Consider the following 12,531-nt stretch of genomic DNA (forward strand, 5'->3'; position numbering starts at 1 on the left):
GGGCACGACCGAAGGCTCACCACCCTCCCACACCGCGATCACCGAGTTCGTCGTACCCAGGTCGATGCCCACTGCCTTCGCCATGAGGAACTCCTCCCGGTGCGGCGGCATGCGCCGCAGCTGCGGTCCGATCGTTCATGTATGAGCGGGACGTCCGCCGTCGCCGGTGGTCTCAAGCCCGCGGAGCAGCCGTACGGCCTCATCGGCCACCGCTTCGTCCACGACGACTTCGTACCGGCTGGGCTGCATCGTGCGGACCGAGGTGAAGTCCCGGCGGCCGCCCTGCAGGGCGTACAGCAGCAGACCGAACAGCGCGCCCACGATCGCCCCGAAAATGAGGCCGTAGAGGGCGAGGAGCAGGGCGGAGACGACCGGGTCCACCCAGTTCAACAACCCGAAGAGCCAGCCGATCAGCGCACCGGGAAGGGCCCCGCTCGCCGCACCGTGCAGGGCGGCCCGGCCATAGTTCAGACGTCCGACCACCTGCTCGACGAGGCGGACGTCCTGGCCGATGATGGCCACCCTCTCCACGGGGAACCCCTGGTCCGACAGGTGGTCGACGGCACGTTCGGCCTCGTGGTACGTCTCGTACGTCGCAACGGGCCTGCGCGGCTGCTCGGTCATCGCCCAGTCCTTCCTGCCGGTATGCACGGCGGCCCCCGGCACGCCCCAGACTGGCGAACCGAGCAGCTCCACGCCTGCGCCCGGCAGGTCAAAGAACGACGGAGCCCGTCCCCCCACGAGCACGAGTGGAAACTCCGAAGACCTCGGGTGAGCCGGTCGCAAAGGGGTACGTGGAGTACGCCCACCTCCATGAGGGCTCGGGAAAGGGAGTGATCCCATGGTCGGCCGCTGGGCGCGGAACATGTCCCGAGGCCGTCCCGGCCACGAAGGCAGCCCCCCACGGAGCCGAGCGGTTGGCATCCGGCGGCCCCGCGGCGAGGGCCCCGTCGGTACCTTCCCAACCCGGGCGACCCCGTCTCCCCACGAGCTGCTGACAGTCGTCCGCGCCCTGTTCGACACCCGGAACGAGGGCGAGATCCTGCGCCTGGCCATGGACCACGTCTCGGCCGTCGGCCCGTACAGGGCTGAGGCCGGATACCTCAGGGTGCACGGCCAGCTGCTGCCCAGCCCGCAGGGCGGGACGGACCACCCGTCGGTCGTCGACCGGACGGTGCGAGAGCTGACGGGGCGGGACGGCCCCGTGGCCGTTCCCGGCCGGTCACGGGGTCGGGCACTGGCCCTGCACGGTCCCGGTGGACTGTACGGCTACCTCGTGGTGACGTCTCGTTCCCGGCCCACCCTTGCCCAGCACTTCCTGCTCACCGTGCTGGTACGCCTCACCGCCGCGGCCCTGTCGGTCGCCGCCGCGCACCGCCGCGAGCAGGAGGACGTGCTGGAGCTGCACCGGCTCCGACGAGAACAAGCAACCCTCCAGCAGCGGCTGATCTCCCTCGTGGTCAAGGCGGGATATGAGCGGGCCGTGCACGACGCGTTCACCGAGGCGGCGGCCTCGGGCGGCGGCGAGGAGGCCGTCACCAGTGCCCTGCATGAGCTCACCGGACTTCCGGTGCTCGTGGAGGACCGCTTCGGCCGACTGCGGTCTTGGACCGGCCCCGGCCGGCCCGACCCCTATCCGGAACCGGACCCCGCACGCCATGAAGAGATGCTCCAGGAGGTCGCCCGGAGATGCGGGCCCGTGCGCATCAAGGATCGACTGGTCTCCCTGGTGCGCCCCCGCGGTGAGGTCCTCGGAGTGCTCGCCCTGGTCGATCCCCGGAACGAGGCCGACGAGTACACCGTGTTCGCTCTGGAGCAGGCTGCCGCGTCACTCGCCCTGGAGCTGTCGCATCTGCGCCACCTGGCGGAGCTGGAGCTGCGACTGCGTCGCGAACTGGTCGACGATCTCCTGGGGGGCACGGACGAGGCGAGCGCCTACGCCCGGTCCGAGGCGTTCGGGCACGACCTGCACCGCATCCAGTACGTGGTCGTCGTGCAGTGGAGGAGCCGGGCCGCGGACGACGCTTTCGCGCGGGCCGTGGGCCGGGCGGCTTCGGCCGTGGGTTTGCCGTCACTGGTGACCCGGCGTTCCGACCACGTGGTCCTGGTCGCCGAGGGCAAGCCCGACGACCATGCCTTGTACGAGACGCTCGCTCGGGAAACCGGCACATCGGACGGGACGATCGGGGTGAGCGCCCGCTGTGACAGCCCGGAGGGCATTCCCGGCCGCTACCAGGAAGCACTGCGTGCCCTGGAGGTACGCCGCCGGTCTCCGAGCCGCTACGGCACGACGTTCTTCGACGACCTTGGCCTCTACCGCATCCTGGGCCCTGGGAACGACTACCAGGAGCTGGAGGGGTTCGTCCGGGAATGGCTCGGAGAGCTTGTCGACTACGACGACCGGCACCGTGCGGCGCTCGTGGAGACTCTGTCTCGGTACTTCGACTGCGGCGGCAACTACGCCGAGACCGCCGAATCCCTCGCGATCCACCGCAGCACGCTTCGCTACCGGCTCCAGCGCATCCGCGAGATCAGCGGCCATGACCTCACGAATGTGGAGGACCGCCTCAACCTGCAGGTCGCGACCCGGGTGTGGAAGATCTTGCTGGGCGGACCCGGGTGAGCACACCCACCCCTTTGGTGCTTCTCTGACCTGTGCCCTCGACCGGCGGGCCGTACAAAGGGAACACGGGGCCGGGACCCTGGGGTGCACCATGGCGATGCTGACGGCCCGGTGAGTGGGGGAGGGGGACAGCCGGCCTGTCGAGGACGCCGGGGAGAGGAGCCGCGGAACCGGTCTCGGCGCGATGCCGTATTCGCTATGGTCTGCCCCATCGGCACCGGGCGTCAGGGACGTCGCACGGGTTCTGGGGAAGCCGACGGGGGAGGACCACCATGAGTACCGCACGCGGAAGCCTGGCCGACCACCCGGTCATCGTCATCATCAGCCTCGTCGCCGCCGTGGTGGGCCTGATCGTCGGCGTGAAGGAGCTGAAGGGGGCGGACCCCGCTCCGCCGTCGGTCGCGGGCCCCGCCGCAACGGACACCTCCGCGGCCCTGCCCACGCCGGATGCCGCGCACACGCTCCCTCCGCAGGAGGAGGACACGTCCGCGCCGGACGAGGAGCCGGAGGCGCCCGAGCCGACGCGTGATCCCGTGACTCGGCCCGTCGAGGAGGACACTCCCGAAGCGGCCGTCGTTCAGACCTCCGGGCACACGGGCCCGCTGGTCGTACGGATCAAGCTGGGCTCGTCCGGGAAAACGGGGCCCGACACCTATCGCGCGGGGGCGCGGCCTGGTGCCGACACCGAGGTGTACGACGACACCGGCCGGCTGGACCGCGGGTGCTACGTCAAGTGGACGCTGAGCCGTGGTTCCGAGGTGGTGCGGCGTGTGACGAGCGGGCGGTGCCGGCCGCCGGGTATCACGCTCTTCAACTTCGAGGACAGCTTGGACGAGCCCGGGGCGTACACCTTGAAGGCGGACGTCACCACGGACTGGCGGCAGACGGGCACCGAGTCGGTCGGCTTCGAGGTCGTGCCCGGCTGAGGCAACGCGGGCAGGGGAGTGCGGTCGGCACGCCTACGGCAACCCACCCGTTCGGAAAGCCCCCGTGTCCGAACGGAGATCACGGTGGGGACGCGTCCCGCGCCGGCCCGGCACCGGGTCACCACGGACAAGCACAGCGGTTGACTGGCGATCCGGGGAACCCGGACGGCCACCGGGATCACTTGGCCGGGGTGGTCGCGGGCATCACGCTGAACAGGGCGTGCACCGAGGCGCGGACTGGTCTGCGACGACCTCGGGTGTGGAGCTGTCCAGTTTGCCGTCGAGGTGCAGGAACGCCAGACCGTGGACCGGGGCCCACACCGTGGTCGCCAGTGCGGCCGAATTGTCCGCCATCGGGAAGGCGTCGCGGACGATCCCCTGCACGTACTCGGTGATCGCCGCGGTCGCGGCCACGCGCTCCGCGCTGCTGGGATCGCAGGGCTCGGCGAACATCGCTCGGAACGGAGCGGGGTGATCGAGCGCGAACCGCACGTAGACAACCGCCACCGCCGCCAGGTCGTCGGGCGTCGAAGGCGCGGGATGGACCGCCGCGAGGTGATCGGCGAGTTCGCGGTACCCCTCGGCGGCGACCGCGGAGACGAGCGAGTCCCGGTCGGCGTAGTGACGGTAGGCAGCGGTCGGTGAGACGCCGGCCCGTCGTGCCACCGCGCGCAGGGACAGTCCCGCGCTGCCGTCCTCCTCCAGAAGCTCGCCTGGCTGAACGGCGCGCAGAGCACCGCGGGGCGGTGAGTCCCGAGCCCGTGGCGGTGCCGCGGGTGTACCCGGGTGGCCCGACGGATCGCGCCACCGGGCGAGCCGCCCCCCTTCCCGGCCACGGTCGAGAGGGGTGTGCGGCAGTCGACCGGTCGTGCCGGGGGAGGGAGTGCCAGCTGGGCCCGCCGCACCGAAGGCCGCGACGAGCTGGTCGGCGCTTCACCGCCGGCGGTCCGGCCGACCGCCTGGACCGGGGGGCGGCGGGGCCGAGCCGTCAGTCAGGCATTGACGCCATGTCACAAGCCGTGTGTGGCCTCGGTGTTGTCGCTCTCGCTGCCGTGTTTGACTACCCCGATCAAGGAGCCGGCACGGCTGGTCGGAGTTGAGGACGCGGGAATGTCTGGCATTTCATGGTTGCCCTCTATGTTCAAGCAGGGGTTTTCTCTGGTGTTCGTCCGCGATGTGACGCCCCGAGAGCTACTGATCAGGTTCGGGTGCACAGAGGCTTCGCTTCAATGGCTGACATCGAGTGATACGCAGGAGCTGGAACTCGAGGACGGGGACGAGGGCGAAGGCGCGGTGATCATGGCGGGCGCCTGCGGGGAGTGGTCCTTCGCCCTGCAGCACTGGGGTGCCCGCATTCTGGAGGAAGGCGTCATCGAGCAGATTGCGGCCGGTACGGACATGGTCGCGCTGATCAGTACGGCGACGGCGCCGGCCTTCATCCATGTACATGACGGCCACGAGGTCTGCGGCTTCGACCCGGGTTTGCCTCACTTGCGGTCCGGAGCGGACCCTGACCGCTATCTCGACCGGATGGCGCAGGCGGGGCTGCCGACGGACGGCACCGCTGTCCCCGGGGATCCTGTGATGGCCATGCTGCGTTTCACGGAGACCGCGTTCGGGTTTTCGCTCTCGCAGCCGCTTCTTATGGAGGAAGAACAACTCACTGGCAGGGTCCCCGACGACTCTGCGTGACAGAGGAGCGGCCGGCCCGTGACTTCGCTCCCGTCCTCGTCGAACGGCAGGGTGCGCCCTGCTCTCGGCCGAGCAGCGACCGACGAGTGACTGCGACGCCGTCGGCCAAAGAATTCCTGGCAGAATATCGCCGGTCGTGATTGGCTCATTTGGTCAGCGATGCCGCCGTGAGCGGACGGCGAAGTCCCACACAAGGGGTTGTGATGCAGGTAGCGGTGGTCACCTTCGACGGGTTCAACGAGCTGGACAGCTTCATCGCCGCCGCCTTGATCAACCGGTGCCGCGGTGAGGGCCTGGAGGCTTACATCACGACACCGACGCCGGTGGTGACGTCGATGAACGGCGTCGAGGTGACCGGGCAACGTCCCATGGAGTTCATCGAGGACGCCGATGTCGTGCTGATCGGCAGCGGGGTCAAGGCGCGTGAGGTGGTCGCCGACGACCGGCTGCTGGCCCGGCTGCGGCTCGATCCCTCGCGGCAGCTGGTCGGAGCTCAGTGCTCCGGCGCCCTGGTGTTGGCCGGTCTCGGGCTGCTGGGCGGTATGCCGGTCAGCACCGACGTGAAGACGCGGCCGTTCGTCGAGGCCCGCGGGGTGACCGTGCTGGACGCGCCCTTCCACTCCGAGGGGAACATCGCCACGGCGGGTGGTTGCCTGGCGTCCCAGTATCTCGCCACCTGGGTGATCACCCGGACCATCGGAGAGGACGCGGCGCGCGGCGTCCTGGACTACGTGGCACCGGTCGGTGAGAACCGCGAGACCGTCGAGCGGGCCCTGCACGCCGTCCGCGCGGGCGAACTGGTCCAACGCTGACACCGTGAGCCGGGACGGCGAGTCTGATCGGCCGACGCGATCGGTTCCCGCATGATCCGGACGTGCCCGTCTGCGCGCTGGGTCAGCGGCGGAACTCCGTCAGGACTCTGCCGAGGTGGGTTTCGACTTCGCCGAGTTCTTGGAGGCCTCGGCCGGCCAGGTAGCTCAGCCGCTCGCGGGTCTCGGGCAGGTTGATCAGGCTCTGGAACAGGGCGGCGTCGGACCGGACGTCTGCGGGGCGGGCGAGCGTGAGGCCGTTGACGGTGCGCTTGGCGGCCTTGACTCCCTCGGGTGGGAAGCCTGCGATGCGCTCGGCCAGGCGCTCGACGAAGTCGTCCAGTTCCGCGTCGGGCAGGGCGCGGTTGATCCAGCCGTAGCGTTCGGCGAGATCGGCGTCGAAGTCGTCGGCCGACGTGATGGCCTCGATGGCGCGATGCCGCCCGAGTCGTCGGGGCAGGTGCTGCAGGCCGCCCGCGCCGGGCAGGGCACCTGTACCGCATTCGAACTGGGCGAACACCGCGTTCTCGCGTGCGGCGAAGATCATGTCGCAGGCGAGAGCGAGTTCGTTGCCCCCGCCGCGGGCACGACCGCGCACCTTGGCGATGGTGATCACCGGGACCTGTGCCAGCTTGTGCAGGAACATGCCGAGGGACGCGTCACCGGGGCCGCCGGCTTTCGCGGCCTCGGCCGTGTACTGGGGCACAGCCGTGAGATCGACGTGCGCCGAGAAATACTCCGGCGAGGCACTGTCGATGACGACGACCCCCACGCCTGCGGGTTCGGTGTTCAGCGCGTCGACGAGGGATACCAGGTCACGGACGAGGTCGACGCCAACGAGGTTGAGAGGGCCGGCGTCGAGGGTGGCGTACAGAACGCCGTGCTCGACTCGAGTACGGAGCGAGGCGTAGTCGAAGGCCATGGCGACTCCAAGGGAGGGCGAGTCCGCCGCGAATGGTGTCAGCACGCGGAGACGGCGTGGCGTCGACCACGTCTTCCGGAGGTCCGGCTCGGTGGGCCGAGGCATCAGGCGGTGCGGGCCGTGCGGTCGTAGTAGGGGGTCCATCCTGCTCCCTTGCACCGCCGATCGCAGGTTCGCCTGGTGACGGGCGGGAGCGGTGCGGAGGGTGGGCATGGACTGGGCGGGCGCACGCCGGGTCCGTGGCACGCCTGAGCGCGGTACCACCGGTGGTGCGGTGCTGGTCACTGGCTGGCACCGTCTGCGGCGATCACGGTCCGGCCCTCCCGGAGGCAACGAGACGGTGCCACAGGGTAGGCGCTCTTCGCTCTGCCCCCGGTGCGCACGGCAGTCACACATCCGCCCCTTCCCCCCTCGGCATGCGCCATCTCGGCGATGCTGCTGTGCTGGTGATGACACGGACCTCGTCGCCGCCCTGTGTCCGGACGGGTCGGTGACGCCGGTCCGGTCCGCCGTTGGTGCTGTTCGGCTCGGCGGCGGCCCGAACGGTCGGCGAGCCGGACGGGACGCGGTCGGACACGGCCGTGGCGCCGGGCCACCCGCCCATGTGTTCGGGAACGCGCTCCGATGACCCCCAGCGACGCTCGTCAAGCGCTGTCCCCGCAGTGAGCCGGACAGCCGTACTGCCCGGGCGTCGCGTCGGTGGCGGCCGTACACCCCCACAGCTCGGAAGGGAGACGCCATGTCCGTCTCCATCGACGTCTTCAACAGTGGATAGAAGCCCATTCCGAACCCGCCCGGGTGGACCGCACCGCAGCACGCCACGTGGCCGGCCACCACCGCAACCCTCATCGCGAGCGAGGAGGACGCCCTCCTGGTCGACGCCCTGCTCCCCACCTCCGAGGGAGAAGAACTGGCGGAGTGGGTGCGGAACTCGGGCGCCAACCTCTCGACGGTCTACGTCACCCACGGACACGCCGACCACTTCTTCGGAGCCGGGCCCACACTGACGGCCCTTCCCGACGCACAGCTGGTGACCCTGTCGGATGTGGTGAGTGAGGCGCAGGAGCAGCGATCGGTTCAGTCGCTGGAGAACTGGCACGCATTGTTCGACGGCCAGTTCGACAAGGAAGCCGCCACCAGCGGACGCGCCAACACCCCCGGCAGCCCGAGCATCGTGCCCGGGTCGGGCAGGCATGCCGTGAGCAGCACCGCGCCTTGCCCGGCGCAGGCCGCGTACACCCGGTCGAGCCGGGCGGCGACGGCCCGGATGTCGAACGTGCCGCGCAGGGTGTCGTTGACGCCGACGACGACGGACACGAGGTCGGGGCACAGCAGAAGCGCGACGGGCAGCTGCCGTTCCACCACGTCCGTGGTTCGCGCCCCGCTGACCGCGAGGTTGGTGAACCTGGGCGTTCCGGTCCCCAGCCCGGCGGCGAGCAGCGCGGCCCAGCCGCGCCACCCGTCGCCCACCGGGTCCCCCACCCCCTCGGTCAGCGAGTCCCCGAGGGCCACGAACGTCAGAGGCCCGCCGTTCGGGCCGGGCCCGGCGTCGCGCGAGGCCGCCGGTCCCGGCGTGGGTCTCATGCCGTGCCTCCGGGCACGGACGGCCCCACCGGAACGGCCGCGTCATGGGCGGCGAGGAACGCGTCGACCGCCGCCTGCCACCCGAAGCGCTCCGCACGCGCGCGTGCCTGCTCGCGACGATCCACCTCCAGGCGTTCCAGAAGCAGGTCCACGGCGTCCGCGAACGCCTCGCCGTGGTCCGCGGCGACGGCCCCTGCGGAGCTGACCACCTCCGGCAGCGCCGACGACGTGCTCGCCACCACAGGAGTGCCGCACGCCATGGCCTCCAGCGCCGCGAGCCCGAACGTCTCGGCGGGCCCGGGTGCGAGGGCCACGTCGGCGGACGCTTGGAGCGCGCCGAGCAGGGCGGGGTCGGAGACGTGCCCGAGGAAGGTGACCGGCAGGTCGCTCGCGCGCGCCCGCTGTTCGAGGCGCGGCCGCAGCGGGCCGTCCCCGGCCACGACCAGCACCGCCCGGCGTCCGCGCCGCCGCAGGGCCTCCAGGGCGTCCAGCGCCGTGCCGGGCCGCTTCTCCACGGACAGCCGCGAGCACAGCACCAGCAGCGTCTCGTCCACGCGCGCGAGGCGCGTCCGCAGTCCGGGGTCGCGCAGCGCAGGGTGCCGCAGCGCCAGGTCGACGCCGAGCGGGGCCCGCACCACGTTGCGCGCCCCGATCCGTACGAACTCCCGCTCGGCGAACTCGGTCGTGCACACCACGCGCGCGTACGCGTGAGCCGTACGGACGTTGAGGGCGTCCGCGGTGCGCCGGGCGGCCCCCTCGGGCAGGCCCCAGGTGCGCAGGACGCCGTCGGCGGTCTCGTGGGAGACCATCACGGCCGGGATCCGGGCGCGCCGCGCCCATCTGCCGGTCCACCGCAGGGTCGTGCGGTCGGACACCTCCAACCGGTCCGGAGCGAGCAGCTCCAGCAGTCCGGCCACCCGTCGCTTGTCGGCGAGGACGCGGTAGCCGCCGGTGCCCGGCAGCAGCGGCCCGGGAAGTGTGATCACCCGGCCCTGGTCGGTGTCGCGGTCGCTTCTTCGCTCGCCGGGGACCACCAGGACGGGCTCGTGCCCCGCCGCCCGGTACCCCCTGCCGAGTTCGCGCAGGGCCGTGCGCAGTCCGCCGGAGGCGGGGGCGACGAAGTTGGCGAGCCGGACGATCCGCAGCGACCGGCGGTCGGCGCTGTTCGCGTTCATGCCGCCACCGTCCGGCGCCCGGCGAGCACGGCCGCGTAGTGCTCGATGAGCCGGTCTCCGACGGCGGCCCAGGTGCGGCCCTCGACGGTCGCGCGTCCGGCGGCGCCGAAGGCGGCGCGCAGCGCCGGGCCGGCGGCCAGGGCCCGGACGGAGTCCCGTACGGCGGTCTCGTCGTGCGGCGGCACGAGCAGCCCGGTGTGCCCGTGCGCGACCAGGTCGAGGGGTCCGCCCGCAGCGGGTGCCACGACGGGCAGACCGCTGGCCATGGCCTCCTGGACGGTCTGGCAGAAGGTCTCGAACGGGCCCGTGTGCACGAAGAGATCGAGCGAGGCGAAGATCCGCGCGAGATCGTCGCCGGTGCGGCGGCCGAGGAAGACGGCGCCGGGCAGCGCCTGCTCCAGCGAGGCCCGGCTGGGCCCGTCGCCGACGATCACGACCCGGACGCCGTCGAGGCCGCAGGCACCGGCGAGGAGTTCGACCCGCTTCTCGGGCGCGAGCCGGCCGACATAGCCGACGATCATCTCGCCGTTCGGGGCGAGTTCGCGGCGCAGAGCCTCATCACGGCGATCAGGTCGGAACCGTTCGGTGTCGACGCCGCGCGGCCACAACTCGACCCGGGGCACCCCGTGCGTCCGCAGGTCGCGCAGGGCCGCGCTGGAGGGGGCGAGGGTGAGGTCGGCGGCGCCGTGGACGGAGCGGATACGCCGCCAGGCAGCGGCCTCTCCGGCACCCATGTAGGTGCGGGCGTACCCGGCCAGGTCGGTCTGGTAGACGGCGACGGCGGGGATGCCCAGACGGGCGGCGGCCGCCATGCCGCGCACCCCGAGGACGAAGGGGCTGGCCAGGTGGACGACGTCGGCGTGGTGCTCGGCGAGGGTGGCGGCCAGGCGGCGGCTGGGCAGGGCGACACGGACCTGCGGATAGCCGGGGAGGGGGAGGGAGGGGACGTGGACGACGGGGCACGGAGCCGGGGCGTCGGGCCTGATGCCAGGAGCGGGGGCCGGGGCGACGACGACGGGGGAGTGGCCGCGCTCGACGAGGTGCCGGGCGGTCTGGAGTGCGCAGTGGGCCACGCCGTTCACGTCGGGAGGGAAGGACTCGGTCACGATGACGACACGCATACCGGTGTTGTCGCCGTGCTGGACGTGGACGCGTCAACGTCGATCTTTCCGGCCGAGGAACGCCCCGTGAGCGTTGTGATGCGCACCCGTGCAGGTCAGACGGTGTCCATGTCCTCCTGTCCCGCGGGACACCCGATGTTTCTCCGCCGCGGCACCCGAAAGGGATGCGTACCGTGCTCGGCGCGGGGACACCATGACCGACGCCCCGGCCCCCGACCGCCGCGCGGCCGGATCCGGACGCGTACCCAGGGACGGGACCACTCCGAGACCGACGGCTCCGAGACTGACCGCTCCGAGTCTGAGCGCCGTGCCGGAGCGATCCGCCCGGCCCCGGTGCGCGCCCTCGCCACAGGCAGGCCGCGCACGGTCACCGGCACTGCTCCGGCACCCTCAGACATGGCAGGTGGCCCTTGTCCCGGATGGTCCGCTGGCTGATGGGACATCGCCTCTAGGACGGACGACGCCGAGGCTCACTCGCCACCGGGTGACCGTACGGGCACCGCGATGCCGCCGGACCGGTCTCGCGCGCGGGCCCGGTGACTACGCAATCGCCATCCCCCGACCGGACAGGCGCCGGCCTCCCTGGGCACTCTCACGGTCGCGCGCATGAGCTGATGCATGGAGACGCGGAGATCCGCCATCACTCGGAGCGGGTCCCAGAAGTCGGCGCCCCTGCCGCGTCATGACGGATTCCTTTTCGCCCTCAGAGGCGAGACTCATACGGGACGTTCAGTGACCTGACGGATGCCGGGCCGGGACCGTTCCACTCCTCGATGTCGCCCACGGCGAGACTCAGCAGTTGCTGGGCCAGGTCGTCCATGGCCCTGCCTCCAGCCAGCTCGTCGCCGATCTCGGGCACGTTGGCGTCCGTCGGATTGCAGCGTGCCGTCCCGTGCCCGGTGAGCGTCGTCGTCCCGGTGTCCAGTACCGCGCGTGCCTTCGTCATCCCTTCGTCGTCTTCGAAGAGATGGAGACGGATCTTCCATTCCGCAGTGTGCGGCATCGCTACCTCCCGGTGTTCGGGACGCGACCTCCCTGTCGCCCGCGCTCTCCTCCCTCGGCCCACATGCGCCGCGGCGGAGATTGAGGTACCCCTCAAGGAAAGGAACAGGCTGTACTCGTTCCGTGGGCGACGTCCAGAACGTCAGCGCCCCTCGAGACGTTCATCGCCCTTCACGACATCTCCAGCTTCGTACGAGACGGAGGCCGCCGCCATGCAACAGGCCGTCATCGTGGGCCTCGACGGCTCTCCCGAGAGCCCTGCCACCATCAGATGGGCCGCCGACGGGGCCGAGAAGCACAAAGTGATCCTGCGCCTGCCGCACGCATGGCCGCTGGCCGCCCATGGCAGGAGCCTGCCGCTGCGTGCCCGCCTGCCCTGGGGCCGTGGATCACGAGATCACCGAAGAGATGACACGGGACGCGCGCGACGCACTGCGCACGGCTCTCCGGCCCTGGCGCGAGAAGTACCCGCAGGTGGACGTGGCCGAGAGCATCCGCCTCGCGAACCCCTCCATAGTCCTCGTACAGGCCGCCGAGGATGCCGCACTCCTGGTCGTCGGGCGTGCGCACCGGCACGGACCGGCACCCCATCTGGGCCCGGTGGCCCAGGCCGCCATCCATCACGGTCGGTGCCCGGTGGCCGTGGTACCCCACGACTGACGTGTGCGTGAGGTGCG

At 71.4% G+C, this 12,531-nt stretch carries 11 protein-coding genes and 3 pseudogenes; 6 read left to right on the top strand and 8 right to left on the bottom strand.

Annotated features, from left to right (window positions below):
• Nucleotides 1–111: Hsp70 family protein (locus tag ABZ899_RS32485; RefSeq protein ID WP_361353439.1), on the bottom strand; the 111-nt coding region annotated here is incomplete at its 3' end.
• 24 nt (nt 112–135) lie between these two features.
• Nucleotides 136–624, bottom strand: a complete 489-nt coding sequence (locus ABZ899_RS32490; RefSeq protein WP_361353266.1) for a general stress protein — start codon at nt 622–624, stop codon at nt 136–138.
• Nucleotides 625–1,054: 430 nt separating this feature from the next.
• Here ABZ899_RS32490 and ABZ899_RS32495 point away from each other — a divergent pair, with 430 nt between their 5' ends.
• A complete protein-coding gene (locus ABZ899_RS32495; RefSeq protein ID WP_361353269.1) occupies nt 1,055–2,623 on the top strand; it encodes a helix-turn-helix domain-containing protein in 1,569 nt (522 codons plus the stop codon).
• A 272-nt stretch (nt 2,624–2,895) separates the two neighbouring features.
• Nucleotides 2,896–3,549 carry a hypothetical protein gene (locus tag ABZ899_RS32500; protein WP_361353272.1) on the top strand — a complete coding sequence of 218 codons (654 nt, stop codon included), beginning with the start codon at nt 2,896–2,898 and terminating at the stop codon, nt 3,547–3,549.
• A gap of 178 nt (nt 3,550–3,727) precedes the next feature.
• On the opposite strand, the pseudogene ABZ899_RS32505 reads toward ABZ899_RS32500, so the two are convergent.
• Nucleotides 3,728–4,281: pseudogene (locus ABZ899_RS32505) on the bottom strand (TetR/AcrR family transcriptional regulator).
• A 405-nt stretch (nt 4,282–4,686) separates the two neighbouring features.
• Here ABZ899_RS32505 and ABZ899_RS32510 point away from each other — a divergent pair.
• Both ABZ899_RS32510 and ABZ899_RS32515 read left to right on the top strand, forming a co-directional pair.
• Nucleotides 4,687–5,241 carry a DUF6461 domain-containing protein gene (locus ABZ899_RS32510; protein WP_361353274.1) on the top strand — a complete coding sequence of 185 codons (555 nt, stop codon included), beginning with the start codon at nt 4,687–4,689 and terminating at the stop codon, nt 5,239–5,241.
• A 203-nt stretch (nt 5,242–5,444) separates the two neighbouring features.
• The gene (locus ABZ899_RS32515) at nt 5,445–6,053 is read left to right on the top strand and encodes a DJ-1/PfpI family protein (RefSeq protein ID WP_361353276.1); all 609 of its coding nucleotides are present in this window, start codon (nt 5,445–5,447) and stop codon (nt 6,051–6,053) included.
• An 82-nt stretch (nt 6,054–6,135) separates the two neighbouring features.
• Here the strand turns inward: ABZ899_RS32515 and ABZ899_RS32520 are convergent, their stop codons facing one another.
• On the bottom strand, nt 6,136–6,972 hold the full coding sequence (locus ABZ899_RS32520) for an enoyl-CoA hydratase/isomerase family protein (protein WP_361353278.1): 837 nt from the start codon (nt 6,970–6,972) through the stop codon (nt 6,136–6,138).
• 781 nt (nt 6,973–7,753) lie between these two features.
• Between ABZ899_RS32520 and ABZ899_RS32525 the strand changes: the two are divergent.
• Nucleotides 7,754–7,969: pseudogene (locus ABZ899_RS32525) on the top strand (MBL fold metallo-hydrolase); the annotation flags it as partial.
• Between the two features lie 140 nt (nt 7,970–8,109).
• Here the strand turns inward: ABZ899_RS32525 and ABZ899_RS32530 are convergent.
• From ABZ899_RS32530 to ABZ899_RS32545, 4 genes and pseudogenes are all read right to left on the bottom strand, one after another.
• A pseudogene (locus tag ABZ899_RS32530) lies at nt 8,110–8,556 on the bottom strand (SGNH/GDSL hydrolase family protein); the annotation flags it as partial.
• Complete coding sequence (locus ABZ899_RS32535) at nt 8,553–9,731, bottom strand: glycosyltransferase (RefSeq protein ID WP_361353281.1); 1,179 nt, start codon at nt 9,729–9,731, stop codon at nt 8,553–8,555. The pseudogene ABZ899_RS32530 and the gene ABZ899_RS32535, both read right to left, overlap by 4 nt.
• Entirely contained in the window at nt 9,728–10,852 is a 1,125-nt protein-coding gene (locus ABZ899_RS32540; protein ID WP_361353283.1) for a glycosyltransferase family 1 protein, read from the bottom strand. The genes ABZ899_RS32535 and ABZ899_RS32540 overlap by 4 nt, the downstream gene beginning before the upstream one ends.
• 703 nt (nt 10,853–11,555) lie before the next feature.
• Nucleotides 11,556–11,855 (bottom strand): dsRBD fold-containing protein, encoded by a 300-nt coding sequence (locus ABZ899_RS32545; RefSeq protein ID WP_361353286.1) that lies wholly within the window; start codon nt 11,853–11,855, stop codon nt 11,556–11,558.
• Nucleotides 11,856–12,238: 383 nt separating this feature from the next.
• Between ABZ899_RS32545 and ABZ899_RS32550 the strand changes: the two genes are divergently transcribed.
• Complete coding sequence (locus ABZ899_RS32550) at nt 12,239–12,514, top strand: universal stress protein (RefSeq protein ID WP_361353288.1); 276 nt, start codon at nt 12,239–12,241, stop codon at nt 12,512–12,514.
• The last annotated feature ends 17 nt before the right edge of the window (nt 12,515–12,531 follow it).

The organism is Streptomyces sp. NPDC046859, assembly GCF_040645135.1.
Lineage (GTDB): Bacteria > Actinomycetota > Actinomycetes > Streptomycetales > Streptomycetaceae > Streptomyces.

Bases quoted from the DNA above. Each gene is read 5' to 3' on its own strand.
- ABZ899_RS32535 (WP_361353281.1), bottom strand. From the start codon at position 9,731: ATGAACGCGAACAGCGCCGACCGCCGGTCGCTGCGGATCGTCCGGCTC.
- ABZ899_RS32510 (WP_361353274.1), top strand. From the start codon at position 4,687: ATGTTCAAGCAGGGGTTTTCTCTGGTGTTCGTCCGCGATGTGACGCCC.
- ABZ899_RS32545 (WP_361353286.1), bottom strand. From the start codon at position 11,855: ATGCCGCACACTGCGGAATGGAAGATCCGTCTCCATCTCTTCGAAGAC.
- ABZ899_RS32490 (WP_361353266.1), bottom strand. From the start codon at position 624: ATGACCGAGCAGCCGCGCAGGCCCGTTGCGACGTACGAGACGTACCAC.
- ABZ899_RS32540 (WP_361353283.1), bottom strand. From the start codon at position 10,852: ATGCGTGTCGTCATCGTGACCGAGTCCTTCCCTCCCGACGTGAACGGC.
- ABZ899_RS32515 (WP_361353276.1), top strand. From the start codon at position 5,445: ATGCAGGTAGCGGTGGTCACCTTCGACGGGTTCAACGAGCTGGACAGC.
- ABZ899_RS32500 (WP_361353272.1), top strand. From the start codon at position 2,896: ATGAGTACCGCACGCGGAAGCCTGGCCGACCACCCGGTCATCGTCATC.
- ABZ899_RS32495 (WP_361353269.1), top strand. From the start codon at position 1,055: ATGGACCACGTCTCGGCCGTCGGCCCGTACAGGGCTGAGGCCGGATAC.
- ABZ899_RS32520 (WP_361353278.1), bottom strand. From the start codon at position 6,972: ATGGCCTTCGACTACGCCTCGCTCCGTACTCGAGTCGAGCACGGCGTT.